At 72.4% G+C, this 24,451-nt stretch carries 19 protein-coding genes; 10 read left to right on the top strand and 9 right to left on the bottom strand.

Going from position 1 to position 24,451, the window contains the following annotated elements:
- Positions 1-126: 126 nt before the first annotated feature.
- Positions 127-2,232 carry an ATP-binding protein gene (locus KIS93_RS46975; RefSeq protein WP_155128344.1) on the top strand — a complete coding sequence of 702 codons (2,106 nt, stop codon included), beginning with the start codon at positions 127-129 and terminating at the stop codon, positions 2,230-2,232.
- A gap of 3 nt (positions 2,233-2,235) precedes the next feature.
- On the opposite strand, the gene KIS93_RS46970 is transcribed toward KIS93_RS46975, so the two are convergent.
- From KIS93_RS46970 to KIS93_RS46960, 3 genes are all read right to left on the bottom strand, one after another.
- Complete coding sequence (locus KIS93_RS46970; RefSeq protein WP_080041779.1) at positions 2,236-2,961, bottom strand: SDR family oxidoreductase; 726 nt, start codon at positions 2,959-2,961, stop codon at positions 2,236-2,238.
- Positions 2,962-3,084: 123 nt separating this feature from the next.
- Positions 3,085-3,903 (bottom strand): helix-turn-helix transcriptional regulator, encoded by an 819-nt coding sequence (locus KIS93_RS46965; RefSeq protein ID WP_080041778.1) that lies wholly within the window; start codon positions 3,901-3,903, stop codon positions 3,085-3,087.
- Positions 3,904-4,282: 379 nt separating this feature from the next.
- Positions 4,283-6,538, bottom strand: a complete 2,256-nt coding sequence (locus tag KIS93_RS46960) for a pectinesterase family protein (protein WP_186404834.1) — start codon at positions 6,536-6,538, stop codon at positions 4,283-4,285.
- A 219-nt stretch (positions 6,539-6,757) separates the two neighbouring features.
- Here KIS93_RS46960 and KIS93_RS46955 point away from each other — a divergent pair, with 219 nt between their 5' ends.
- Positions 6,758-9,820, top strand: a complete 3,063-nt coding sequence (locus tag KIS93_RS46955) for an endo-1,4-beta-xylanase (protein ID WP_080041776.1) — start codon at positions 6,758-6,760, stop codon at positions 9,818-9,820.
- 28 nt (positions 9,821-9,848) lie between these two features.
- On the opposite strand, the gene KIS93_RS46950 is transcribed toward KIS93_RS46955, so the two are convergent.
- The 3 genes from KIS93_RS46950 to KIS93_RS46940 all read right to left on the bottom strand — a co-directional run bounded on the left by KIS93_RS46950 (position 9,849) and on the right by KIS93_RS46940 (position 11,434).
- Complete coding sequence (locus tag KIS93_RS46950; protein ID WP_155128340.1) at positions 9,849-10,010, bottom strand: hypothetical protein; 162 nt, start codon at positions 10,008-10,010, stop codon at positions 9,849-9,851.
- 104 nt (positions 10,011-10,114) lie between these two features.
- The gene (locus KIS93_RS46945) at positions 10,115-11,002 is read right to left on the bottom strand and encodes a hypothetical protein (protein WP_230465475.1); all 888 of its coding nucleotides are present in this window, start codon (positions 11,000-11,002) and stop codon (positions 10,115-10,117) included.
- A 102-nt stretch (positions 11,003-11,104) separates the two neighbouring features.
- A complete protein-coding gene (locus KIS93_RS46940) occupies positions 11,105-11,434 on the bottom strand; it encodes a hypothetical protein (protein WP_080041774.1) in 330 nt (109 codons plus the stop codon).
- Positions 11,435-11,597: 163 nt separating this feature from the next.
- On the opposite strand from KIS93_RS46940, the gene KIS93_RS46935 reads away from it, so the two are divergent.
- The 3 genes from KIS93_RS46935 to KIS93_RS46930 all read left to right on the top strand — a co-directional run bounded on the left by KIS93_RS46935 (position 11,598) and on the right by KIS93_RS46930 (position 13,773).
- Positions 11,598-12,068, top strand: coding sequence for a DUF2867 domain-containing protein (locus KIS93_RS46935; RefSeq protein ID WP_080041773.1), 471 nt, complete (start codon positions 11,598-11,600; stop codon positions 12,066-12,068).
- A 74-nt stretch (positions 12,069-12,142) separates the two neighbouring features.
- Positions 12,143-12,268, top strand: a complete 126-nt coding sequence (locus KIS93_RS67905) for a hypothetical protein (RefSeq protein WP_268966885.1) — start codon at positions 12,143-12,145, stop codon at positions 12,266-12,268.
- On the top strand, positions 12,265-13,773 hold the full coding sequence (locus KIS93_RS46930) for a glycoside hydrolase family 43 protein (RefSeq protein ID WP_080041772.1): 1,509 nt from the start codon (positions 12,265-12,267) through the stop codon (positions 13,771-13,773). Before KIS93_RS67905 ends, KIS93_RS46930 begins: the two co-directional genes overlap by 4 nt.
- Here KIS93_RS46930 and KIS93_RS46925 read toward each other — a convergent pair.
- A complete protein-coding gene (locus tag KIS93_RS46925; RefSeq protein WP_080041771.1) occupies positions 13,725-18,197 on the bottom strand; it encodes a WD40 repeat domain-containing protein in 4,473 nt (1,490 codons plus the stop codon). The genes KIS93_RS46930 and KIS93_RS46925 overlap by 49 nt on opposite strands.
- 148 nt (positions 18,198-18,345) lie before the next feature.
- Here KIS93_RS46925 and KIS93_RS46920 point away from each other — a divergent pair, with 148 nt between their 5' ends.
- Positions 18,346-19,320 (top strand): NAD-dependent epimerase/dehydratase family protein, encoded by a 975-nt coding sequence (locus KIS93_RS46920; protein ID WP_080041770.1) that lies wholly within the window; start codon positions 18,346-18,348, stop codon positions 19,318-19,320.
- 89 nt (positions 19,321-19,409) lie between these two features.
- Here the strand turns inward: KIS93_RS46920 and KIS93_RS46915 are convergent, their stop codons facing one another.
- Entirely contained in the window at positions 19,410-20,654 is a 1,245-nt protein-coding gene (locus KIS93_RS46915; protein ID WP_080041769.1) for a C39 family peptidase, read from the bottom strand.
- Positions 20,655-20,808: 154 nt separating this feature from the next.
- Between KIS93_RS46915 and KIS93_RS46910 the strand changes: the two genes are divergently transcribed.
- Together KIS93_RS46910 and KIS93_RS46905 are read left to right on the top strand one after the other, a co-directional pair.
- Positions 20,809-21,477: an adenylate kinase family protein gene (locus tag KIS93_RS46910; RefSeq protein ID WP_080041768.1), complete on the top strand. Its 669-nt coding sequence runs from the start codon at positions 20,809-20,811 to the stop codon at positions 21,475-21,477.
- A 41-nt stretch (positions 21,478-21,518) separates the two neighbouring features.
- Positions 21,519-21,752 (top strand): hypothetical protein, encoded by a 234-nt coding sequence (locus KIS93_RS46905; protein WP_155128336.1) that lies wholly within the window; start codon positions 21,519-21,521, stop codon positions 21,750-21,752.
- 17 nt (positions 21,753-21,769) lie between these two features.
- Here the strand turns inward: KIS93_RS46905 and KIS93_RS46900 are convergent, their stop codons facing one another.
- Positions 21,770-22,438, bottom strand: a complete 669-nt coding sequence (locus KIS93_RS46900) for an HNH endonuclease family protein (RefSeq protein ID WP_230465474.1) — start codon at positions 22,436-22,438, stop codon at positions 21,770-21,772.
- A gap of 255 nt (positions 22,439-22,693) precedes the next feature.
- Here KIS93_RS46900 and KIS93_RS46895 point away from each other — a divergent pair, with 255 nt between their 5' ends.
- Both KIS93_RS46895 and KIS93_RS46890 read left to right on the top strand, forming a co-directional pair.
- Positions 22,694-23,389, top strand: a complete 696-nt coding sequence (locus KIS93_RS46895) for a hypothetical protein (protein WP_080041765.1) — start codon at positions 22,694-22,696, stop codon at positions 23,387-23,389.
- A 58-nt stretch (positions 23,390-23,447) separates the two neighbouring features.
- Entirely contained in the window at positions 23,448-24,290 is an 843-nt protein-coding gene (locus KIS93_RS46890; protein ID WP_080041764.1) for a TolB family protein, read from the top strand.
- The last annotated feature ends 161 nt before the right edge of the window (positions 24,291-24,451 follow it).

Below are 24,451 nucleotides of genomic sequence, written 5' to 3'. Positions count from 1 at the left end.
CGTCACCCTCTCCACGGGAGCACCATCACGTGCATCAGGCGTAGTTACTTTCTTACTTTTAGTGACGGAGCGCGGTGGAATCAGGCAAGCTGCTGTCACAACTGAAGCCGATGGGTGGCGATCGCGATGGCAGGTAAGTGGCAGGCGGGAAACCTCCCGGCGGAGCCGACCAGCCTCGTCGGCCGTCGTGGCGAGCTCGACCAGATCCGCCGCGCCTGCCGCCGGTCCAGGCTGGTGACCCTCACCGGCGTGGGCGGCGTCGGCAAGTCCCGCCTGGCCCTGCGTGCCGCCGCCGCCCTGCGGCCCGAGTTCGGCGGGGGCGCCTGGCTGGTGGAGCTGTCGCCGCCGGTCGACGGCCCCCTGCTGCCGCACGCGATCGCCGCCTCGCTCCGGCTCACCGACCAGACCGCCCGCCCCATGGTCGAGGTGCTGGCCGAGCACCTCTCCGGCCGCGAGGTGCTGCTCGTCCTCGACGCCTGCGAGCACCTGACGGGCGCCTGCTCACGTATGGTCATCACGCTCCTCGAAGCCGTGCCGGGGCTGCGCGTGCTGGCCACCAGCCGCCGCCCGCTGGAGGTGCCGGGCGAGCTGGTGTACCTGGTCGACCCGCTGCCGGTGCCGGCCGCCGGAGCCGCGGGGCCCGCCTGCGGCGACGCGGTGGCGCTGCTGGCCGAGCGCGCCGCCGAGGCCGTGCCCGGCTTCGACCTCGCCGACCAGGACCAGGAGGCGGTCAGCCGGCTGTGCCGGCGGCTGGAGGGCATCCCGCTGGCCATCGAATTGGCGGGGGCGCGGCTGCGCGAGCTGTCCGTGCCCGAGCTGGCCGACCGGCTCGACGACCGCTTCTCCGCGCCGGACGGCGATCCGGAGGGTGTCTCCGGCCCACCGTGGCACCAGGCGCTGCGGACCGCCATCGGATGGAGCCACGAGCTGTGCGAGCCCGCCGAGCGGCTGCTCTGGGCGCGGCTGTCGGTGTTCGCCGGCGACTTCGACGCCGAGGCGGTCCGCGAGGTGTGCGCCGACGAGCGGCTGCCGGAGGCCGACATCGGGCTGCTGCTCGACGCGCTGGCCGGCGGGTCCATCTTGACCTGGCTGCCGACCGGCGCCGGCGAGCGCTACCGCATGCTCGACACGCTGCGCGAGTACGGCGCGGACCGGCTGCGCCACCTCGGCGAGGCGGAGCGCTTCCGGCGCCGCCACCGCGACCACTTCCTGTCCCTGGCCGTCCGCGGCGCCGCCGGCTGGCTCGGCCCCGGCCAGATCTCCTGGTACGACCGCATGATCGGCGAGCACGACAACCTCCGCGCCGCCCTGGAGGTCTCGCTCGCCGCCAAGGACCGCCTGCCCGCACTGCGCCTGGCCGGCCTGCTCGCCTTCTTCTGGTACGGCTGCGGCTACGCCAAGGAGGGCCGCCACTACCTCCAGCAGGCCCTCGACCTCGACACCCGGCCCGGCCCCGAGCTCGTGCAGGCCCTGTGGGCCGACGGGCACCTGGCGGCCACGCAGGGCGACGCCGGCGCCGCCGAGATCAGGGCCGCCCAGATCGAACTGGCCGCCGAGCCCGGCGACCCCTACGCGGCGAGCTGCGCTGGCGCGCTGCGCGCGATGGCCGGGGTGATCCGCGGCAACCTGGTCCAGGCCATGGCCGAGTCCGAGACCGCCTACCAGAGCCGCTTCGACGACGAGCCGCTCACCATCGCCAAGCTGACCGGCCTCTACTGCCGCGCGCACGCCCTGACCGCCGACGGCCGCATCGACGAGGCCGTCGCCGTGCTGGAGGACGCCCGCGCCCTGTGCGAGCGGTGCGGCGAGCTGTCGATGCGCTCCCACGGTGACTTCCTGCGCGGCCAGGCCGAGCTGAGCGCCGGACGCCTCGACCTGGCCGTCGCCTACGGGCAGGCGGCCCTGCGCACCAAGCGGCGGCTGCACGACAGCTTCGGCATGGGCCGCACCGTCGACCTGCTCGCCCTCGCGGCGGGCGCGGCCGGGCGGGCACACCGCGCGGCCCGGCTGCTCGGCCTGGCGCAGCGCATCTGGAGCACCCACGGCCAGGCGCAGGCCGGCGTGCCCGCCCTGGTGACGGCCCGGCGCACCTGCGAGAAGCAGGCCCGCGACCTGCTCGGCGACAACGCCTACGAGGTCGCCTTCCGCACCGGGTTCGACAGCGACATCGACGCGGGCATCAACTACGCGCTCGAACCGGAGGGCGAGGGCCTGCACAACGGGCTCGGCTGAGCCCTACCGCTGCCGGGCCGGGCGGATGACCAGCTCGTTCACGTCCACGTCGGCCGGCTGGCCGATCGCGTACGAGATCGCCTGCGCGATGCTGTCGGCCGGGATCGACTCCGCCCGGTACGTCCGCATCGCCTCCCGCGCGCCCGGGTCGGTGATGCTCTCGGCCAGCTCCGACTCCACGACGCCGGGGGAGACGGTGGTGACGCGGATGCTCGGGTCGAGCTCCTGGCGCAGCCCCTCGGTGATCGCCCAGGCGGCGTACTTCGTGCCGCAGTAGACCGCCGCCGCCGGCGAGACCCGGTAGGCGGCGATGGAGGCCACGGTGACGAAGTGCCCCGCGCCCTGCCGCTGGAAGTGCGGCAGGGCGGCGGCGATCCCGTACAGCAGGCCGCGCACGTTCACGTCGATCATCCGGTCCCACTCCTCGACCAGCAGCGCGTCCAGCCGCGACAGCGGCATCACGCCCGCGTTGCCGACGAGGACGTCCACGCGGCCGTGCCGCTCGGCGGCGCCGTCCACGAACGCGGCCACGTCCGCGCGGTCGGTCACGTCGAGCCGCCGGGCGTCGGCCTTGCCGCCGGCGGCCTCGATGGCCGCGGCGGTCTCGGCGAGGCGGTCCTCGCGGCGGGCGCCGAGCACCACCTGATGGCCCTCACGGGCCAGGCGCAGCGCGGTGGCCCGGCCGATGCCGCTGCTCGCGCCGGTGATCAGGACGACTTTCTGTTCCATGGTGTTCTGCTCCTCAGACGGGGTGGTCGACGCAGCCCGGTCCTTCCGGATTCGGATTCCGGATTCCGGGTTCGGGCATGCCGGGATGGCGCGGTGTGCTCCGCGCCTGGTGAACGGGTGGGGTCAGGCCGTGAGGCTGCCCAGCAGGGACAGGGCCTCTTCCGACGGGCTGCCGGGGTCGGCCTGGTAGACGACGAGCTGCTGGCCGGGTGCGCCGTTCACGGTCAGCGACTCGTAGTGCAGGGTCAGCGGGCCCACCAGCGGGTGGTGGAAGCGCTTGGTCTCGTGGGTCTTCTGGCGGACGTCGTGGCGGGCCCACAGCCGGCGGAAAGGCTCGCTCTTGAGCGACAGCTCGCCGACGACCTCGACGAGCCGGGGGTCGTCGTAGTCGTCGCCGGCGGCCGAGCGCAGCCCGCCGACGGTGTTGACGGCCACCCGGTCCCAGTCGGGGAAGAAGTCGCGGGCGTCGGGGTCGAGGAACACCAGCCTGACCAGGTCGTCGCTGTAGGTGTGGCCGTCGTAGAGCGCCTTGCCGAGCGGGTTGGCGGCCAGCACGGTCAGGCACCGGCCGAGGACGATGGCGGGGGTGTGCGGCCAGGCCGCCATCAGGCGGACCAGGCCGGGGCCGACCTGCTCGCGCCGGGGGCGCGGGCGCCGCCTGGCGGGGGCGGGGCGGGAGAGCTGGTGCAGGTGCGTGGCGGCGTCCTCCTCCAGCTCCAGCGCGCGGGCCAGCGCGTCGACCACCTGGGCCGACGGGTGCCGCTCGCGGCCCTGCTCCAGGCGGACGTAGTAGTCCGTGCTGACTCCGGCGAGCCGGGCGACCTCCTCGCGGCGCAGGCCCCGCACGCGCCGGCGGGTGCCGGCGGGCATGCCGAGGTCCTCCGGCTGGAGCCGCTCGCGGCGGGCCCGCAGGAACTGGCCGAGCAGGTTGTCGGTGTCCATGCCTTCGAGGCTAGGCGAGGACGGGGTCAGAAAAGAGTGCCCAAGCTGGGTGGGATACACCCACCTTCAGACGGCAAAGCTCTTTATGTGAGTAGAAATGCCCAAATCTATAGGCTTGCCGGGATTGTCATTGCCTGCGTAGGGCTGATGATCGCGGCGTGGGTGGGCGGCTGGGCCGCCATCGTGGTCGGCGCGGTGCTGATGGTCACGGGAGGCGTGCTCTACATCGTCAACCACGACGGGTTCGTCATCTGAAGAGCCGGGCCCGGATGCCGGGCCGCGGCGTTGACCGGGGCGGGCGGCCCGGGTGGGGGCCGCCGGCGCGCGGACCGCCCGCCGCCGGGGTCATCGCGGTCGTCTCACGCACGACCGGGTCGGTTCAGCGCAGGCGGCCCGCGCCCGCGCCCGCCGGGACGAGGTGCTTCAGCGCCTTGGCCGGATGCACGCGGGGCACCAGCGTGGGCGTCCAGCCCGCGTCCGTGCCGAGCGTCGTGCCGTTGGCCTCGTTGTACGCGGCCACCACGTCGGTGACCACCCCGTCCACGAGGTTGTCCTCGGCCGTGATCGCCTTGCCGCCGAACACCGTCAGCACCTTGGCCGCGTCGATCCCGTCGAAGGCGTTGCTCTCGGCGTACACCTTGGAGCCGACGCCGACCCCGATGCTGTAGCCGTGCCCGTCGCCGCCCCGGTAGTAGTTGTTGTAGACGTGCACCTGCCCGAAGCGCACCCGCGGCGCGCGCTGGCCGAGCGCCTCGAAGTAGTTGTGGTGCAGGGTGACCTTGAGCTTGTCCTGCTCGCCGTACCGGGCCGGGTTGTCGGTGTTGCCGATGAGCGTCACCTTGTCGTGGCCGCTGAGGTGGTTCCAGGAGAGCGTCACGTAGTTCGAGCCGCGCACGACGTCGAGCAGCCCGTCGTGCACCTGGTACGGGCGGCCGAAGTAGAGCGGCTGGCCAGAGTCGGGGTTGTCGCCGTCGTTGAGCGTGTTGTGGTCCAGCCACACGTGGGTGGAGCCGGAGACCTCCATGTTGTCGAAGGAGGCGTTCCAGTTGCCCTCGGCGCCGTCCGTCGGGTCCCACTGCGGGAAGCAGTCGGAGGTGTCGGTGATGGTCAGGTTGCGCACGATGACGTTGTCGGCGTTGCTGATGCGCAGGCCGAAGCTCTTCAGCGCGGCGTCCCCGCCGAGGCCCATGAGCGTGACGTTGGAGCCGATGGTGACCGTCACGTGCTCGGCCATCTTCGCGTACGACGCCTTGCGCGCCTCCTCCAGCGGCCCTGAGGGGACGCTCGTCCTGCCCCAGACGGCCGGGTCGTAGGCGGCCAGGTAGGCGGGCAGGCTGTAGCCGTTGACGGCGTAGTCGTCGCAGGTCAGCGGGTTGCCGGAGGCGTCGGTGTCGGCGTCGACGGCGCCCTTGACGTAGATGATCCGCGGGGTGTTGTCGGCCGGGTCGCCCAGCGCGGCCAGCAGCTCCGCCCTCGTGGAGACGACGTGCACGTTCTCGGGGCGGGCGGCCGAGCCCCCGGTGGTGCCGGTCGTGGCGGCCGCCCAGCCGTCGTCGCGCGGCAGCACCTGTCGGCCCGGCTCGGGCCTGGTGGGAGAGGGACGGCGCAGCGGGTTCCAGCCGTCGCTGCCCGCCAGGTACCTCTCCGGCGTGTACGCCCTGGCCTGCTCCGCGGTGAGCTGCGGGCGGTCGTCGTTGACGGTCGCGCCGGGGCCGTGGTTGCGGTATTCCGACAGGCGGGCCTCGCGCCAGTTCAGGCCCGACATGTCGGTCCAGGGCGCGTCCTTGACCTGCTGGCCCAGCCACGACTCCCGCACCAGCACCTGGCCGCGCGCCGTCGCGGAGCCGCCGGCCGGCCACGGGCGGCCCAGGTGGAATGTGCGGGCGGGCGCGTCGCTGACGAGGTGGCTGCGGTAGATCAGGAAGCCGTACGGGTTCGTGATCTCGGTGCTGGCGGCGGTGACGTAGCCGTTGTTGTCCGCGCTGCCCCGGTTCAGCGCCTTGATCACGCAGCGGTCGAACACAGCCGTGGCGCGGCCGAAGATGAAGTCCACGTCGCCCTCGACGTAGCAGTTGTGAAAGTACTGGCGGGCGAAGGTGGTGGCGGAGCCGGTGTTGGCGTACAGGGTGTCCTGGTTGCCGAGGAACCTGACGTTGTCGTACACCTGCCGGTCGCCGGTCGTCCGGACCGCGACGGCCTGGCTGTTGCCGTGCGCGGCCTCGTCGTAGGAGTTCTCGAACGTGAGGTTGCGGGCGGTGAAGTCGGGGGCGCTGATCACGTACGAGGCGCTGCCCGAGGTGCCGTAGGTGCCGGACCCGTCCGGCTTCGGCGTGGCCGCCGAGGCGTCGAACGTCAGCACCACCTCGCGCGGGTCGCGGGTGTCGCCGGCCAGCGTGATGTGCGGCTTGTCGGCGGGGATGACCACCTGCTGCTTGTACGTGCCCTTGCGGACCAGGATGGTGACCGGGCGGGTGTTGCCGGAGGGCACGGCGTTCACCGCGTCCTGCACGGTCGCGTGGTCGCCCGAGCCGTCGGCGGCCACGACGATCGTGCTGCGGGTCGCCGCCGTGGCGGCCGGGGTCATGGTCGCGACCACCGCGAGGGCGATGACTGGGGGGAGTAACAGAAGTCGCATCTGCGCAACCTCGACGGGGAGTGCGGCAATCGGTTGCATGAAACGTTCGCCCAAACCCCTCACTTCGTCAATGACCTGCAGTGAAACTGCACCTTTCCTGCAACAAGCGATTGCAGCCTGATTCGAGGTTGTTGACCCGCCTGAGCCTCGCCTCTACAGTCCGCCTGATATTTATCGGCGTTTTCCTGAAACTTTCAGTCCGGATGCCGTAGGAGCACTGTGCGCACCCTCTTAGCCCTGGTGGCCGCCGCCTTGTCATGCCTCGTGCCGGTGCTTCCAGCCCACGCGACCGGCCTCACGTCCGACCTCTCGTATGACTTCGAGGACGGCACCACGCAGGGGTGGGGGCCGCGCGGCGACGGCGTCTCCGTCACCGTCACCCCGGACGCCGCCCGCACCGGCGGCGGCGGCCTCGCCGTCACCGGCAGGACCGCCACCTGGCACGGCGCCGCCATCACCGCCCCCTTCGCCAGGGGCGTCGGCTACACCGTCACCGCGTACGCCCGCCTGGCCGCCGGCCAGCCCTCCAGCACGATCGCGATGACCGTGCAGCGCACCCCGACCGGCGGCGAGACCACGTACGAGCGGGTCGCGGCGGCCACCGTCACCGACGCAGGATGGGTGCGGCTGTCGGGCAGCTACCTGTTCACCGCCGAGTCCACCGGCGTGCAGCTCTACGTCGAGAGCTCTGACGCCACCTCCCAGTACCACCTCGACGACATCGTCGTGACCCCGCTCGGCGACCCCACCCGCGAGCCGATCACCAGCGACTTCGAGGACGGCACCGCCCAGGACTGGTCATCGCGCGCCGCCGCCGTCCTGGAAACCGGGACGACCGCGCACACCGGCACCCGCGCCCTCACCGTCACTGGCCGCTCCGCCTCCTGGGACGGCCCTGCCCTGAACGTCCTCGGCCGCATGGGCAAGGGCGACAAGTACGCCCTGTCCGTCTGGGTCCGGCTCGGCCCCGACACCGCCGCCGGCAAGCTCGGCCTGTCCATCGAACGCCACACCGGCGGCACCCCCAGCTACGAGCGCGTCGTCGCGCCCAAGGACGTGCCCGCCGGCCAATGGGTACAGCTATCGGGGACGTACACGCTCGCGTACGACGTGGACTTCCTCAGCGTCTACATCGAGTCCGACACCGGTACCTTCCCCTTCCACCTCGACGACTTCACCCTCACCTACGTCGAGCCCAAACCCATCCAGACCGGGCTGCCCTCGCTCAAGGACGAGGTGCCGTTCACGATGGGCTCCGCCTTCACCCGCCCCGACACGCTCGGCGTCCACGGCCAGCTCCTCGCCAAGCACTTCAACGGCGTCACCCCCGGCAACGAGCTCAAATGGGACGCCACCGAGCCCCGGGAAGGCGAGTTCACCTTCACCGACGGCGACTACCTGGTCGACTGGGCCACCGAGCACGGCATGACCATCCGCGGCCACACCCTCGCCTGGCACAGCCAGACCCCCGACTGGGTCTTCGACAACGCCACCAAGGAGGTGCTGCTGCAACGCCTCGAACGGCACGTCCGCACGCTCGTCACCCGCTACAAGGGCAGGATCGCCGTCTGGGACGTCGTCAACGAGGTCGTGGACGAGAACCAGCCCGACGGGCTGCGCCGCTCCAAGTGGTACGAGATCGCCGGGCTCGACTTCATCCGCACCGCCTTCCGCGTCGCCCACGAGGCCGACCCCGCCGCCAAGCTGTTCATCAACGACTACAACACCGAGCTCCCGCGCAAACGCGAAGCCCTCTACAGGCTCGTCAAGCAGCTCAAGGACGAAGGCGTGCCCATCGACGGCGTCGGCCACCAGCTCCACCTCAACATCGAGCACCCACCCGCCGCCGACGTCGAAGCCACCATCGAGCGCTTCGCCGGCCTCGGCCTCGAGCAGCAGGTCACCGAGCTCGACGTGAGCATCTACACCGACTTCGTCTCCACCTACGACACGATCCCGCCCGAGCTGCTCCTGGAGCAGGGGTACCGCTACAAGGAGCTGTTCGACGTCTTCAGGCGGCAGGCCGCCCGGCTCGGCTCCGTCACCGTGTGGGGCGAATCGGACGACGTCAGCTGGCTGCGCTCCTGGCCCATCACGCGGCTCAACGCACCCCTGCTCTTCGACGACGACCTCCAGGCCAAGCCCGCGTACTGGGGCGTCGTGGACCCGTCCAAGCTGGACCCGCTCGTCCGCAAGCTGGAGGCGCCCGCCGGCGTCATCAAGGTCGACGGCAGGCGCGACCCCGAATGGGATCTGCTGCCGGACACGCCCCTCGCCCGCGTCGGCGACGTCTCAGCCGGCTTCCAGGCCCGCACGGCCACGACCGGCTCTCCCGCGCACGCCGGTACGACGAGCTCTCTCACGCACGCCGGTACGACGAGCTCTCCCCCGCACGCTGCCACGACGAGCTCTCCCGCGCACGCCGCCACGACGAGCAGCTCTCTCGCGCGCCCCGGCACAGCCTCCGGTTTGTACGTGCTCGCGGAGGTGACCGACCGCACCGTGAACAAGGACGACCGCGTCACCTTCACCGTGGACGGCCGCTCCCGCACCCTCACCCGCACCTCGCCCGGCGTCCGCCCCACCGCCACCGGCTACCGCGTCGAGGCCCTGCTCGCCGGCGGCACCGACGTCCAGCTCACCGTACGAGACCGGAGCACCGAGATCACCTGGACCGGCCGGATCACCCCCGCCCCCGCCGTCAAGCACACCACCGCCCCGCACCGCCCCACGCCCCCCGTCCTGGACGGCGCCGTGGACCGCGCCTGGACCGGCGCCCCCGAGGTACGCACCGCCACCTGGATCCAGGGCACCACGGGCGCCACCGCGAGGGTCCGCACCCTGTGGTCCGGCCCCACCCTGTACGTCCTCGCCCAGGTCACCGACCCCACGCTGAGCGAGCAGTCCGCCAACCCATGGGAACAGGACTCCGTCGAGATCTTCGTCGACCCCGGCAACGGCAAGACCAAGGGCTACTCGGACGACGACGGCCAGTACCGGGTGAGCTTCACCGGCCGCGTGACGGTGGGCGGCACGTTCGACGCGGCCGGCGTGAAGGACCACATCCGGGCGGCGGCCGCCCCGGCACCCGGCGGGTACGTAGTGGAGGCGGCCATCGACCTGCCCACCATCACCCTCGGGGAAGGCACGTTGCTGGGCTTCGACGTCCAGGTCAACGACGCGACCGGAGCGGCCCGTACGAGTGCGGTGACGTGGAACGACGCGACGTCCCGCAGCTACCTCGACACCAGCCACTGGGGCGTCCTCCGCCTGACCCACTGACCGACACCCCTGCGGCCCGCCCCGCCGCTCACCCCACGACGGGGGAGCGGCGGGACAGGCGCAGCATGAGCCCGCGACCCGCCTGCCCCGACGTCCAGGCCGCCGTTGCGATGAGAGGCGAGCCGAGCGCCAGGGCCGCGATCAGCGCGAGGTGGCGCAGAGACGGTGATCGGGCTGTCAGGTCTCTCATGTCCGTCCTGCCTTCGTCAAGCTGGGCAAAACGGAAACAGATCACGTGGGACTGACCGCAAGTAAAGATCGTTTCCGGTAATGCCGAAGACCCGATGGCGCTCCCTACTCCTGGTCGTCGGGGTAGTTGAACAGGTCTTCTGGCGAGTGCGCGGTGGCTGCGCGAATGAGCCACGTGTGGAGCTGGTCAACGTCTGTGCAGGTGGTGATGCAGATTTGGGTGGCCTCTGAGATGGCGACGCCACGCGCATCGAGCACGAGCAGCACCGCCTCGGCGGCCTCCTGCGCCTTGCCCTTGGCGGTGCCTTCCTTCACCCCGCGGCCGAAGTGCTCGCGGGCGAAGGGGCTGTAGACCGGCCACGTGGTGGACGCCATGATCTCCTCCAAGAGCTTCCGGACCTCGGGCCCGGACATGCTGTATGCGTATTCATAGTACTTCGTAGCGTCACCATCGGGGCGGCTGCTGAGCGCTTCGGTGAAGGCTTTGAGTACCTTGCAGTCGCGGCCCTGAGCCATGACCGACAGGACGGCGAGGGGCAGGTCGGCGGTGGCCTCCTGCGGGTCGATGATGGCCGGGATGTCGTCCGGGCCCACCGTGCGGGCCTGGAAGCGATAGCCGGTCAGCCCCGAGTCGATCGGCTGCCCGTAATGATCGGCGTCCGGCTGGTTGGGGCAGACGACCAGGACCGTGACGTCGCAGCGCAGCAGCAGCCAGGCGGCGGCGGCGTAGCGGGCGAGTTGTACGACGCTCTTACCCCTGCCCTGCTGGATCTCCACGATGATGACGTGCTGCGGGCATTGTGCCGGCCCCAGGGTGAAGACGAGGTCGGCTTCGATGTCGTCGGAGATCCGGGTGTTGAACGTGCGCTCCTCCTGCTGGATCGCAGGAGTGTCGGGCAGGTCCACCTTGACGATGTCGCGCAGGAGCTCCACGGCCAAGTGCGGGTTGTCGCTGAACATCTGGACGAGTGCGTCGTGGGGAGGTGACGGCATGACTCGTATGGTAGCTGTATACCTACGTCTAGATATGAAGTTCGCCGAACTTGCTCGTCGTGCGGCCGGGTGCGGGTGTCATCGCACCCGGCCGCGCGGCGCTCATCCCACCCAGTCGTGGCCGGCCGGGGCGATGTTGCCCTCGTGCTGGCCGGCGGGAATGACGTTGTCGTGCTGGCCTGCGGGGGCGACTCCGCCGTCGACGTGGCCCGCGGGGGCGACCCCGCCGTCGATGTGGCCGGCCGGGGCGACCCCGCCGTCATAATGGCCGGCCGGGGCGATGCCGCCGTCCCAGTGGCCGGCGGGGGTCGTGTTCTCGTGCTGGCCCGTCGTCGTGGGCAGGGCGCTGGTCGCGGCTGCGACGCCTGCCAGGGTGCCGAGGGCGAGGGCCGTGCCGGTGGCGGCGATCGTGAGTGCTCTCCTGGTCCGCATCGTGTTCTCCCCGTTCTGCGGTCGATCGCGGTGATGAGGCCACACCATCAAGGGGCGGCTTCATGTCGGCTGCAGATCGGTGTCATCGCTGGTCGGACCCGGGTGGGGCGGGCGCCGTACGGGGGCGTACAGTAAGGACCATACGGCAGCGTATGGAGGCGTCATGAGAACTCCCGTCTACTGGTCGTCGGCGCTTGAGGACATTCCGGTGCCCGACTATGCCGATGTGATGATCGGGGTGCTGCCTCCCGGTGCTTCCGAGGATCCGCGGGTCTGGGCGGAGGAGATCTTCTCGTTGCGGGCGCTGCCGCGCTGGGTCGGTGCCGCGATGGCGGTGCGGCAGGCTCTCGTGCCGCTGCTCGGTGTCCGGCGGGCTCCTCGCGACGTCTTCCGGGTGGCGCGGGTGGAGGGGGAGGAGGCGCTCATCGTGGCCGATGACCGGCATCTCGACTTCCGCTGCGGCGTCGCCGTGGACGCCGCCGCGCGGCTGGTGCGGGTCACCACCACCGTGCGGCTGAAGGGGTGGCGGGGCAGGGTGTACTTCATGCCGGTACGTCTGGCGCATCCGGTCGTCGTGCACGCGATGATGCGTTCGGCCCGGCGCCGCCTCGCCGCCACCCGGTCTCCATCGTGACCTGAGCCCCCAAGTCCGGGCGGAGGCCGGGGGGCGGGGTGAGCCGCCGATCATGGCTCTGGCAGGGTTCAGGCATGGAGATCTGGGACGTGCTGCGCTCGCCGGCTGACCAGGCCGTCACCTTGATCCACCGCGCTTCAGGGCTGCGTACGCGGCTCGACCTGGCCGCGGGCCTACCCCATCTCGTGGAGATCCGATGATCCGTAACCCCGTCCTGCCCGGCTTCCACCCGGACCCGTCCATCCTGCGCGTCGGGGACGACTACTACATCGCCACCTCGACGTTCGAGTGGTATCCGGGCGTCCTGGTGCACCATTCGCGTGACCTGGTGCACTGGCGTCCCCTGGGCGGCATTTTGACCGAGCGCAGGCTGCTCGACCTGTCCGGGGTGCCCGACTCGGGCGGGGTGTGGGCGCCTGACCTGACGTACGCGAACGGGCTGTTCCACCTGGTCTACAGCGTGATGGACACGTACGCGCACGGCTACAAGGACGTCGCCAACTACCTCGTCACCGCGCCCGCCATCGAGGGCCCGTGGTCGGACCCGGTGCGGCTGCCGGGCCGGGGGTTCGACGCGGCGCTGTTCCACGAGGACGACGGCACGGCATACCTGCTGAACATGGTGTTCGACTCGCGCCCCGGGCGCGGCTTCTCCGGCATCGAGCTGCAGCCGCTCGGCGGCGGCGAGCCGAAGCTCATCCTGGAGAACCGCAGCGTCACGGAGGGGCCGCACATCTACAAGGTGGACGGCTGGTACTACCTGATGGTCGCCGAGGGCGGCACCGGTTACGAGCACTGCGTGAGCGTGCTGCGCTCGCGCACGCTGGAGGGCCCGTACGAGCCCGACCCGGCCGGCCCGATGCTGACCTCCCGCCACGACCCCGGCCTGGAGCTGCAGAAGGCCGGGCACGGCTGCCTCGTGCGGACGCAGGGCGGCGAGTGGTACATGGCGCATCTCGCGGCGCGGCCGTACACGCCGCGCGGCCGGTGCGTGCTGGGCAGGGAGAGCGCGATCCAGCGCGTCGAGTGGGTGGACGGCTGGCCGCGGGTGGCCGGGGGAGTGCCGGCGGTGGACGTGTCCGCGCCCGAGCTGCCGCCGCACCGCTGGCCCGCCGCCGAGGGGGTGTGGAGCACGCTGCGCCGGCCGGCCTCGCCCGACTGGGTGCGGTTCGAGGACGGACGGGTGACGGTCAGCGGCGGCCAGTCACCGTACGGGCGGCGCGCCCCCAGCCTGGTCGCCCAGCGGGTGACCGCCCAGCGGGGCACGTTCGCGGCGAACGTGACGTTCGAGCCCCGCAGCGTGCACCAGTCCGCCGGGATCACCGCCTACTACAACTCCCGCACCTGGTACCACCTCGCGCTGACCACCGACGGCGTCGTCCTGACGGGCAGCGACAGGGGCGCCCGCACCGTGCACTTCACCGCCCCGGGCACCGCGAGCCGCCTCGCGCTGGAGCTCGACGGGCCGGTGCTGCGCTTCTCGTACGACGGCCACGCCATCCCCGTGGAGCTGGACGCCACGATCCTGTCGGACGAGCACGCCGACGAGATCATCGACGGCCAGGTGCGCGCGTTCGGCTTCACCGGCGCGTTCGTCGGCCTGTGGGTGCAGGACCTGGCCGGCGAGGGCTGCGAAGCCGTCTTCGACAACGCGATCTATGAGCCCGAGGCCGATGCCGTGGCGGTGGAGCACGGCGGCGCGTAGGGGCGGCCGGGCACGTACCGGGCCCACTCGGCGCCGCTGATCGACGTGCCCGACGCCTCGCAGACGTTGCCCGTCGCCTGCTCCACGTTCAGGCCGTAGAGCTGGGCGGCGCTGCCGGAGGCGGCGGCCAGCACGGTGCCGTCGGGGCCCAGCTCCACGTCACCGGCCGCGCCCCGGCCCGCGAACACGGCCCACAGCTCGGGACGGGCGGGCGTGACGACGTTCCACACCCGCACGCTCCCGTCCTCGGAGGCCGTGACGAGCGTGCGGTCGTCGGCGCTGAAGGCGAGCGCCGACACGGCGGCCGAGTGTCCTGGCAGGTCGGCGAGCTTCTTGACGGCGGCGGGCGCGGCGACGTTCCAGAGGCGGGCGACGCCGTCGGACGACGCCGTGGCCAGCGTCTTGCCGTCGCGGCTGAACCGCAGGTCGAGGACGCTGCCCGGGCCGGCCGAGAACGTGCCGAGCGAGCGCGGCGCGGCCGGCTTCGACAGGTCCCACAGCCGTACGGACCCGGTGCCCGAGCCGACGGCCAGGGCGCGGCCGTCCGGACGGAAGGCGGCCGTGCTCACCCGCCGGTCGGCGGCGCCGACGGTGGCGACCTGCTTGGGGCTGGACGGGGTGGCGACGTTCCACAGCAGCGTCCGGCCGTCGCGGCCGGTCGTCACGACCGTCTTGCCGTCGGGCCCGTACGCGGCCGACCGCACGCCGGCCGTGTGCCCCGTCAGCGTGCCGAGCAGCTTCGGGGTCGCGGTCTCGGAGACGTCCCAGATCTTGGCCGTCTTGTCGTCGGACGCCGTCACCAGGCGGGTGCCCTCGGGGTTGAACGCCACCGACGCGACCGGCTCGGTGTGCCCGCTGAGCGTGGACTCGGGCGTGGCCACCGCCGGGTCGGAGATGTTCCAGAGCCGGACGGTCTCGTCGTCGGAGGCGGTGGCCAGCGTGGCGCCGCCCTTGGCGATGGCGATGCCGTTGACCTGCCCGGTGTGCGCGCCGAGCCGGGCGAAGGGCGCGGTGCGGGAGGTGTTGGAGACGTTCCACAGCCGGGCGACGCCGTCGGCGGCGGAGGTCAGCAGGTTCTGGCCGTTCGGGCTGAACGCCACCCCGGTCACCGCGTCGGGGAACCCGGCCAGGGTGGCGGTGAGCACGGGCTCACGCGGGTTCTGGACGCTCCACAGCCGGACCGTGGCGTCGGCGGAGGCGGTGGCCAGGACGTTGCCGTCGGGGCTGAACGCGACGTCGTCCACCGAGCCGGAGTGGCCGCTCGCGGTGCCGACCAGCTTCGTCGCGGTGATCTCCCAGACCTGCACCTTGCCGGTGTCGGAGGAGGAGGCCAGGTAGCGGCCGTTCGGCGCGAACGTGACGCTCCTGACCGCGCCCTCCGCCGAGGTGAGCGTGGCCAGCACGGCCGGCTTCGCGGGGGTGAGCACGTCGAGGAGCTTGATCGTGCCGTCGGTCGAGCCGAGCGCCACGAGCCGGCCGTCGGGGGAGAAGGCCGTCCTCGTGGGGTCGGCGTCCTGCTTGACGACCGCGACCTGCGCGGGCTTGGCCGGGTCCTTGACGTTCCACAGCCGCATCGTGCCGTCGGTGGACGCGGTGGCCAGCACGTTGCCGTCGGGGCTGAACGAGACGGAGCCCACCTGCTCCTCGTGGCCCTTGAGCGTGGCCAGGGCGCGGGGCTTGGCGGTGTCGGAGACCTCCCACAGGCGGGCGGTGCCGTCGGCAGACCCCGTCGCGAGCACCTTGCCGCTCTTGCTGAACGCGGCGGCGAGCACGCCTCCCGTGTGCCCCTTGACGACGCCCGCGCTCTTGGGCCGCAGGGCGTCGGTGACGTTCCACAGCCGGGCGGTGGTGTCGCTTGAGGCGGTCACGGCCACGCGGCCGTCGGGGCGGTAGGCCACCCGCTCCACCGGGGCGGTGTGACCGGTCATCCGGGCGCCGACCGGGCGGGAGAGCGAGCCGAGCAGCGCGCCCCTCGCCTCGGGGGTGGCCGAGAGGCGGTAGGCGGCCAGGGCGAGCTGCGAGCCCAGCGAACTGTCACCCGTGCCGGCGGCCGCCGCGGCCACCTGGCGGGACAGCGCCTGGTCGCGCTGGAGTGCCGCCTCGGTCGCCTGGTGGCTGAAGCGGCTCGACTGGACGAGCGCCACCACGGCGCCCGTGGCGGCCACGAGGAAGAGCAGGCTGAGGGTGGCGATCGCGCCGCGGGTGATCTGCTTGCGGCGCTGCTGCCGGCGCCGGGACGCGTCGAGGAACTCCTTCTCGACAGGCGTCACCGTGGCCGGGGCTGGCTGGGCGGCGGCGGTGGGGGCCGAGGCGCTGCTCAGGGCCGAGACGGCGGCCTGGGCGGTGGCGAGGCGGTCGTCGGTGTAGAGGTAGGAGGCGTCCTGGCCGTCCCGCTGCCACATCTCGGCGTCCTCGGCCAGCCGCCGCCGTACGAGCAGCCCGGCCCGCGCGGTCTCGGCCCAGTTGCCGAGCCGGGGCCAGGCGCGTACGAGGGCTTCGTGGGCCAGCTCCGCCTGCTCGCCCTCGTCGGTGACCGTCACGGTGACCAGGCGCGCGCGTACCAGCTCGGCCAGCACCTGCCCCTCGACGGAGGCCGCGCCGGAGCTCAGCCGGGAGACCGGCACGCGCCGCCGCAGCGCCCCCGCCTGCGGGTCCACGTGCACGAGCGGCACCAGCAGCCCGCGCGCGACCGGCTCGAACTCCGCGCCGAGCCGCCGCAGCGTCTCCTCGCCGCTCAGCGCCACCGCCCGCGCGACCCCGCCGGCCGCGCGGTAGCCCGCCATGGTGAGCACCCCGCCGGAGCGCCGCTGCCAGGTGGCCAGCAGCGCGTGCGACAGCAGGGGCAGCAGGTCGTCGGCGCCCGCCAGCGCCTGGACGTCCTCCAGGATCAGCTCGGTCAGCCCGGGCTCCAGCGAGAGCCCGGAGCGGACTGCCGGCTCCTCGATCGCGCGCCGCAGCTCCGCCGGGGTCATGGGGGCGACGATCTCGGGCCGCCGCATCGTCTCCAGCAGGCCGGGGTACGCGGCGCAGCGGGCGAAGAAGTCGCCCCGCACGGCGATCACCACGGCGGCCGATCGGGACACCTCGACGAGCGCCTCCACGAACCGCCGCCGGGCCGCCTCGTCGTCGCACAGGGTGAACAGCTCCTCGAACTGGTCCACCACCACGAGCGTGCGCGCGGGCAGCCCGCGCCGGGCCGCGCCGGGGTCGGAGTCGATGATCGCGCGCAGCCGTTCGGGATCGCCGCCGCTCAGCGCGGCCAGCTCGCGGGCCAGCGCGGCCACCGGCAGCGGGCCGGGGGTCAGCACGACGCTCCTGCGGGCGTCCTCGCGCACGGCGGGGATCAGGCCGGCGTGCAGCAGCGACGTCTTCCCGCAGCCGGACGGGCCGGTGACGATGAGCGGGCCGCCCGCCTCGAACGCCTGCGAGCCGATGACCACCGGCGGCCCGGCGGAGCGCAGCGCCTGGCGGGCCCGCGCGGCCAGCGACCTGGTCGCCTCCTCGCGGCCGAGGAACAGCTCCGCGTGGTCGCGCCCGTACGCGGCCAGCCCCCGGTAGGGGCTGTTGAGGTCGCCGGGGGAGCTGATCGGCGGGCCCGCGTGCGTGCGGGTGGCGCGGTGGGCCGGGTTGACGGTGAGCGGCGGCAGCTCCTTGACCTCCCCGGCCTGCCTCCTGGGCCGGGGGAACCCGGCGGCGGGCAGCACGCGGGCCAGGTGGTGGTGCACGTGGTCGAGCGTGAACGCCGCGGGCCCCGCCGGGTCGCCGTCGTTCAGCAGCCGCAGCAGCGCCCCGCTGAGCGCGGTGTGCCGGACGCCGGGCAGCGCCCAGGCGTTCTCGTCCTTGCTGGCCGAGGTCAGCACGTACGCGCCGCGCCAGGAGGCGTCGAACGTCTGGTCCATCGCCTTGGCGGGCACCGGCCGGTTGCCGCTGGTGAAGCAGCAGTCGAGCACGACGACGACGTGCTCGGCCCGGGACGAGCCGAGGATGCGGCGCACCATCGAGTACGGCAGCGCCTGGAAGCCGGGCGCCCCCTGCCCCAGGTCGACCGTGGCCCGCGTGGCCAGGTGCAGCTCGTTGTCGGGGGCGAACAGGGCATGCCCCACGAAGTGGAACATCAGCACGCTCGTCGCCTCGCGCGCCGCGTGCTCGAGCGCCTCGCCCAGGTTGGCGGGGGTGGCCGGGTCGAGCAGCACGGTGAGGTGCTGCGGGGCCAGGCCGGCCCGGTCGACCAGGCACTGCCCGAGGTCGGTGACGGTCGCCGGCACGGCGGGCATCTGCGGCAGCCGTGACGAGGGCCGGTGCGCGCCGGTGCCGGCCACGACCACCCGGGCGCCCTCGGACGCCAGCAGCAGGGGTGGATCGTTCCGGCCGGCCGGCCGGACGAGCCGGGTCCTCTCGAGCGTCGTCGAATCGTCCTCGGTCATCCGGCGCTCCACGGGCGTGGGGGTTGGCGAAAAACGGCGTTGTTCAGGTTACGCAGGTCCTTGCGGCACCGTCGAGGCCGCATACGGCGCATTCTGCTAAGGCGCGGCCTAATATCTAGGTAGAGATCGCCACATATAGGGGCAGATCATGACAGTGGTGTTCGTCACTGGCGGATCAGGATTCGTGGGCGGGCGCCTCGTCACCCGCCTCATCAAGGACGGCCACACCGTACGGGCCCTGGCGCGCAGCGACGCCTCCGCCGCCGCCGTCGAAGCGCTGGGCGCGGCACCCGTACGCGGCGACATCGGCGACCCCACGAGCCTGCGGGAGGCGATGACCGGCTGCGAGCTGGCCTTCCACGCCGCCGCCCGCACCACCCGAGACGGCGACCGCGCGCGCTTCTGGGCCGACAACGTCCAGGGCACCGCCAACGTCCTGCGCGCCGCCCGCGAGGCGGGAGTGCGCAGGCTCGTGCACGTCGGCACGGAGGCCGCCCTGATGGACGGCCGGCCGCTCGTCGGCGTGGACGAGACCGCGCCGCTGCGGCCCGGCTCGCGTGCCCACTACGCCGCCTCCAAAGCCGCCGCCGAACGGCTCGTCCGCGCCGCCGAAGGGCTGGAGACCGTCGTGCTCCGGCCCCGCTTCGTCTGGGGCGCCGGCGACACCACCGTGCTGCCCGAGCTGGTCGCCATGGTGCGCGGCGGGCGGTTCGCGTGGATCGGCGGCGGCCGGCACCGCACCGACACCACGCACGTGGACAACGCCGTCGAAGGGCTCGTCCTGGCCGCCGAACGGGGGCGGCCCGGGGAGGCGTACTTCGTCACCGACGGCCGTCCCGTCGTCTTCCGCGACTTCATCACCGAGCTGCTCGCCACCCGCGGCGTCACCCCGCCCGGCCGCTCCCTGCCCCTCGGGGCGGCGCTGGCCGTCGCGGCGGCGGGCGAGACCGTCTGGCGCGGCCTGCGGCTGCGCGGGGCGCCGCCGCTCGACTACATGAGCGTCTGGCTGGCCGGGATGGAGTGCACGATCGACATCGGCAAGGCGACCGCCGAGCTCGGCTACCGCCCGGTCAGGACCAGGGAGGAGGGAATGGCGGAGCTACGCGCCCGGGCCCCGGAGTAGCGGCCCTCGCCGGGGGCGGAGCTACGCGCCCGGCCCCCGGAGTAGTGGCCCTCGCCGGGAACGGCCACCAGCCCGCCGGCCGAGGGCCGTCACCAGTTCGCCGGCAGGCCCGGGGTCGTCGGGGGCAGCGGGTGGTCCGGCGGGTGGATGACGTAGGCGACGCCGCCGCTGCTGGAGCTGCGCAGCCACACGTTCTCGAAGTCGGCGCGCGGATAGACGTGCCGCACGGCCGCGTTGCTGGAGGACGCCGGGTCGTTGGCGATCACGTCCCCCGTCGAGGTGAAGCCCACGACGGCCATCAGGTGGCCGTCGGTGCCGTACCCGGCGCCGGGCAGCTCGCCCTTCTTGAACGACTGCGAGGTGATGACCGGCACGCCCGCCTTGATCAGCAGCTCCAGCTCGGTCAGCGAGCGCAGCCGGGTGACGAACCCGTCCACGCCGTACCGCCCCGCGTACGCCGTGTTGAACGGCCAGTTGCCGGTGCCCTCGTAGGCGTGGTCGTAGGTGTAGCGGGCGGCGTGGTCGACCTCGGGGTTCGGGTCGGAGGGGTCGACCCAGGAGGTGTCCTGCTCGCTCGGCCACCGGTCCCAGTAGCCGAGCACCATCGTGGTGGAGGTGGGGCTGCACCAGGCCTCGCCGCCGCCGTTCCACTCGGGGTAGTGGCCGAGGTGCACGTTCTGGGAGCGGCGCGGGACGGCCAGCTTGGTGCCCCACGCGCCGCCGCCGGGGCTGACGGGCACGCTCTTGCGCTCGGGCACGTTCGAGCTCATCACGCCGGACGTGCGCACGCGCGGCGTCACCTCCGACCCCGGCCTGCGGTAGAGGGTCAGGCGGAGCTGGTAGCCGCTGAGCGGCTTGCCGGCCGCCGCGACCAGCGTGTCCACGGCCACCGACGCGTCCGCGTCGCCCTGGTTCGGTACGGACGTGCGCAGGATGTCGCCCTCGGCGTACGACCAGCGGCCCAGCGAGTACCACTTGGTCAGGCCCTCGGCGTTCCTGCCGCGCGCCTCGACCTGGATCCAGCTCCCCGGCGGCACGTCCGCCGTCCACGACGCGATCAGCTCGGTCGCCCCGAACCCGATGTCCCGCTCGGGGCCGGTCCAGCGCGCGTACTCCCAGGTCTTGGTGCCCAGCGCGTCGGTGTACGTCATCGTCCCCGCCGCCTGCCCGAACGCCAGCCCGTCACCGGCCGTGGTGCCCTCGGGGGTGCCGGAGGAGAAGTCGGCCCGCTGGTAGACGACGTCGGGGACGGCCGCCGGTTTCGTCCCGGTGGTGGTGCTCGTCATGGGGGTGAGGAGGAGCAGGGCGGACAGGACCACGGACAGCGCAGGCATGAACCCACCTTCCAGGAGCGCGCTCTATGCCGCCGACCCTAAGCTCGGCGGCCCCGGCAAAGCATCGGGAGATCTACGTACTCGGCCGCCCCCACTGATTCGATAGAGGGTGACGATGCTCAGGTGAGGCTCACGTCCTGAAATGAGATGACTTATGCGGAAATACGTGATCATGGGAGTGCAGGGCAGCGGCAAGGGCACCCAGAGCGCCCTGCTGGCCGCCGACCTCGACCTGGTCCACATCAGCGTCGGCGACATCTTCCGCTGGCACGTCAAACACCACACCAAGATCGGCGCCCAGGTCCGCCGCCTGGTGGCGGCCGGCGAGCTCGTCGGCGACGACCTGGTGGAATCCGTCGTCAGAGACCGCCTCCAGCTCCACGACTGGAACTACGGCTTCATCATCGACGGCTTCCCCCGCAACCGCCGCCAGGCGGAGTTCTTCCTGGAGAGCTACGACCTCGACGGCGTGATCCACCTCGACCTGCCCGACGACGAGGTCCGCCGCCGCGTCCTGGCCCGCCGGCTGTGCTCCCGCTGCGGCATGGACTACAACCTCATCGCGCACCGGCCGGAGGTGGAGGGCCGCTGCGACGTCTGCGGCGGCGACCTCGTCACCAGGGCGGACGACACCCCGGACGCCCTGGCCCGCCGCCTGGCCGACTACCACAGCAAGATCGACCCGGTGATCGAGCTGTTCAAGCGGAAGGAGTACGTGATGACGATCGACGCCCGCGCCGACAAGGCCACCGTCCAGCGCGCCATCCGCACCCGCTTCAACCTCCCGCCCTACCTCCCGTCGAACGCCCGCCTGTCGGGCTGAACCCGCCGGTGTACCCCCGGCTTACTGGCTAGTCTCCCGGTATGACTGCGGACATGACCACGATCAAGGTGCCCAAGAACGTCCGCGACCGGCTCATCGCCATCGCCGACGAGCGGGGCCGCGGCACCACCCTGGCCGCTGTACTGACCGACCTGCTCGACAAACACGAAACGGACAAGACGCGGGACCGGCTGGCCTACCTGGAGGTCGTGGCGGCGGCACTGTCGCCCGAGCGGAGACGCGTCCTCCCCGGCATGATCGCCGGCCTCGGCTGAGCGGCCAGGGCGCCGGGTCAGCAGGTGCGCAGCATGTTGAGCAGGGCGGTGCGCTCGCTGCGGGTCACGAAGAGCCGGTAGTGGTGCTTCACCGTGATCCATGAGGTCGCGTACCGGCACCAGTGGGCGCGCCGACTCGGGCGCCAGCTCTGCGGCCCCTGGCCGCCCTTGGCGATGTTGGCGGAGTGGCTGACGGTGATCAGCTCGGGCCGGACGAGGTCATGGGCGAAGGCGCGCCGCTTGGCCGCGCTCCACCGCTTGGCCCCCGACCGCCACGCGTACGACAGCGGCACCACGTGATCGACGTCGACGTACCTCTCGCTCTTCAGCACCTTGCCGTCGTAGGGGCTGTACCAGGTGCCCTTGACCGGGTGGCAGTGGGCGTTCCTGCGCACCCGCCGCCCGTCGCGGGCCAGGACGGTCTCCCGGGTGCTGCACCTGCTCGTGCGCCGCCCTTCCTTCGGCAGGAACCGCTTGCGGCTGTAGCCGCGCAGCGATAACGGCCTGGCCACCTTGAGCTTGGCCAGCATGCGCCGGGCGAGCGCCGCGGACTCGGCCTGCGACCGTTTGTGCGGCTCGGCCGCCGCCGGCAAAGGCGTGGTGAGGATGGCGGTGATCGGGAGGAGGACGAGGGCGAGCACGGCGACGCAGAGGGCCCGCCGCGGGGAGATCACTGTTCGACCCATACCCACCGGCGTCCCCAGCCGCCGCCACAATATTCCACCCGCTTCCCCGACAAAAGCCGCATAAACCATCGCTTTCCCGTGGGGACACCGGCGAAATTCCATTCCTCGCCCCGTACACCCTGTGGAATCCTGGGACCGTCCAAGCCGCGGGGAAGGGGCAGGGAAATGGCGGGCGGCAGCACGATACAAGAAGAGAAAACTCCTGAGAATGGCGCGAAAAAGCGCGGCAGCGCCGTCCGGGCGACGATCGGCACCGTGCTCGCCGCCATCCTGGGTCTGGTCAGCAGCTTCGGCGTCGCCGGCCTCGGCCTCGACGTCTACGGACCGGCCCTGACCTGGGTGATCATCGGCTGGGCCCTGCTCGGCATGGTGATCGTCGGCCTGTGGCCGCTCCTGCGCGACCTCAGGCGCACCCGCCCCCGCCTCGCCCTGGCCGGCGGCGCCTTCGCGGCGCTGGCCGCCCTGTCGGTCTGGGTCGTGGTGCTCGGCCGCCCCGGCGACGGCATCGACCCCATCGCCCACGGCTGCCGCTACCTGAACGGCACCCACCAAATCTCCGCCAGCGCCGATATCGCCAGAAGCTGGGGCATCATTGGGAATTTCACCCTCGTACACAATCCTCATCCCAAATGCGGAGTGGTGTGGGCCCAATTCCTGACCCCCAAGGATGAGGAGATGAAGCGCCCGCCTTTCCGCGACATGAGAATAGCCTCGATCGCCCTCGACATCATCCGCAGATCCCCCGAGGGCCGCCAGACCGCCGTCTGGAACTACGACACGGCCCCGGTGAGCGAGGTGGGCAACCGCGACATCTGGACCCCGGGGCTCCGCCTCGACGACGGCGTCTACGAGGCCGACCTCAGCATCCGCTTCACGTCCGGGGAGCCCGCCAACGTCCACCTCACCTGGAACACCGACCAGCCCTCCGTCATCCGCCCGGAAGCCGGCTGACGCTCGCGCCCGAACTAGGCTGTGGGCGCCCAGCATGTTCGTTCTCAGGAGTGTGACCATGAAGGCGACCGGCGCCCCGGCGGTTCACCCGATTCTTCGCGGCACGCCGGACGGCCGGAGCGCTCCCGTCCTGACCATCCGCGGGGCGGCACACGTCCCGGCGCCGGCGGGAGAGTGGTGGAAGGCGCCGTTCGCCGGCGGCGGAGGCGTCACCGTGGCCGCGACCCACGTCCCCGGCGACCCTGACTCCGTTCTGCGCCTCTACCGCATCGACGGCGCCGACCGTGCTCCGCGCCGCATCCCGCTCGCCCCCATCCACTCGCCGCTGCTCTACGGCATGTCGCTCTCCCCGGACGGCTCTCACGTCGCCCTGGTCGTGGACCGCGAGCAGAACGGCTGCGAGCAGGTGCTCCTCGTCCCCGTATCAGGCGGCGCCCCGGCGACCGTCCTGATGACCACGCGGGGCGACACCCACGTCTTCGACGTCTCGCTCGGCCCCGACGGCGTCCTGCTCGCCGTCGTGGACCTGCTGTCGCAGCGCCGCGAACTGCTGCTCCACGACACCGGCTCCAGGATCGCCGCCGACGGCGAACGCGGCATCTTCCAGATCGTCGCGGCCGCCGTGTCGCCGTCCGGCACGTCGGTGGCGGTGGCGAGCACCCGGCACGACGGCGCCCGCTTCGTGGTCTCGCTCATGCCGATGAACGGCGAGGACGAACGCGTCCTGTATGAACGGCCCGCCGCCCGCACCGACCCGGCCCAGGCCGACCTGGCTTTCGACGCGGCGGGGGAGCGGCTGCTGGTCGGCTACGGCGACGTTGTCCTGCTCGACGTGGCCGGCGCCGGCCATTCCCTGCTCATGCGAGCCGAGCCGGCCCACTGGAACCGCGTCGCCTGGTGATCCCTCCGGGCGCGAGGGGTGCCGTCGACGCACCGCCCGGCGTGCCCGCGGCGCACACGTCCGGGAGACCGGCCGGCGCGCCTGCGGCACACAGGTGCCCGCGGCACACACGTCCGGGAGACCGGCCGGTGCGCCGCAGGGGTGCGTCTCGCCGCGAGCCC

It is taken from the genome of [Actinomadura] parvosata subsp. kistnae (genome assembly GCF_900323885.1).
In the GTDB taxonomy this organism is placed as follows: Bacteria; Actinomycetota; Actinomycetes; order Streptosporangiales; family Streptosporangiaceae; genus Nonomuraea; species Nonomuraea composti.
The sequence above is the reverse complement of the archived record's forward strand: the minus strand, read 5'-3'. Positions and strand labels throughout refer to the sequence as shown.

Excerpts from the sequence above, each read along its gene's own strand:
- KIS93_RS46940 (WP_080041774.1), bottom strand. The coding sequence starts at position 11,434 with ATGCGGACCAGGAGAGCACTCACGATCGCCGCCACCGGCACGGCCCTC.
- KIS93_RS46910 (WP_080041768.1), top strand. The coding sequence starts at position 20,809 with ATGCGGAAATACGTGATCATGGGAGTGCAGGGCAGCGGCAAGGGCACC.
- KIS93_RS46925 (WP_080041771.1), bottom strand. The coding sequence starts at position 18,197 with ATGACCGAGGACGATTCGACGACGCTCGAGAGGACCCGGCTCGTCCGG.
- KIS93_RS46960 (WP_186404834.1), bottom strand. The coding sequence starts at position 6,538 with ATGCGACTTCTGTTACTCCCCCCAGTCATCGCCCTCGCGGTGGTCGCG.
- KIS93_RS67905 (WP_268966885.1), top strand. The coding sequence starts at position 12,143 with ATGGAGATCTGGGACGTGCTGCGCTCGCCGGCTGACCAGGCCGTCACC.
- KIS93_RS46920 (WP_080041770.1), top strand. The coding sequence starts at position 18,346 with ATGACAGTGGTGTTCGTCACTGGCGGATCAGGATTCGTGGGCGGGCGC.
- KIS93_RS46935 (WP_080041773.1), top strand. The coding sequence starts at position 11,598 with ATGAGAACTCCCGTCTACTGGTCGTCGGCGCTTGAGGACATTCCGGTG.
- KIS93_RS46915 (WP_080041769.1), bottom strand. The coding sequence starts at position 20,654 with ATGCCTGCGCTGTCCGTGGTCCTGTCCGCCCTGCTCCTCCTCACCCCC.
- KIS93_RS46950 (WP_155128340.1), bottom strand. The coding sequence starts at position 10,010 with ATGAGAGACCTGACAGCCCGATCACCGTCTCTGCGCCACCTCGCGCTG.
- KIS93_RS46900 (WP_230465474.1), bottom strand. The coding sequence starts at position 22,438 with ATGGGTCGAACAGTGATCTCCCCGCGGCGGGCCCTCTGCGTCGCCGTG.
- KIS93_RS46945 (WP_230465475.1), bottom strand. The coding sequence starts at position 11,002 with ATGCCGTCACCTCCCCACGACGCACTCGTCCAGATGTTCAGCGACAAC.
- KIS93_RS46970 (WP_080041779.1), bottom strand. The coding sequence starts at position 2,961 with ATGGAACAGAAAGTCGTCCTGATCACCGGCGCGAGCAGCGGCATCGGC.
- KIS93_RS46965 (WP_080041778.1), bottom strand. The coding sequence starts at position 3,903 with ATGGACACCGACAACCTGCTCGGCCAGTTCCTGCGGGCCCGCCGCGAG.
- KIS93_RS46930 (WP_080041772.1), top strand. The coding sequence starts at position 12,265 with ATGATCCGTAACCCCGTCCTGCCCGGCTTCCACCCGGACCCGTCCATC.
- KIS93_RS46890 (WP_080041764.1), top strand. The coding sequence starts at position 23,448 with ATGAAGGCGACCGGCGCCCCGGCGGTTCACCCGATTCTTCGCGGCACG.
- KIS93_RS46975 (WP_155128344.1), top strand. The coding sequence starts at position 127 with ATGGCAGGTAAGTGGCAGGCGGGAAACCTCCCGGCGGAGCCGACCAGC.
- KIS93_RS46905 (WP_155128336.1), top strand. The coding sequence starts at position 21,519 with ATGACTGCGGACATGACCACGATCAAGGTGCCCAAGAACGTCCGCGAC.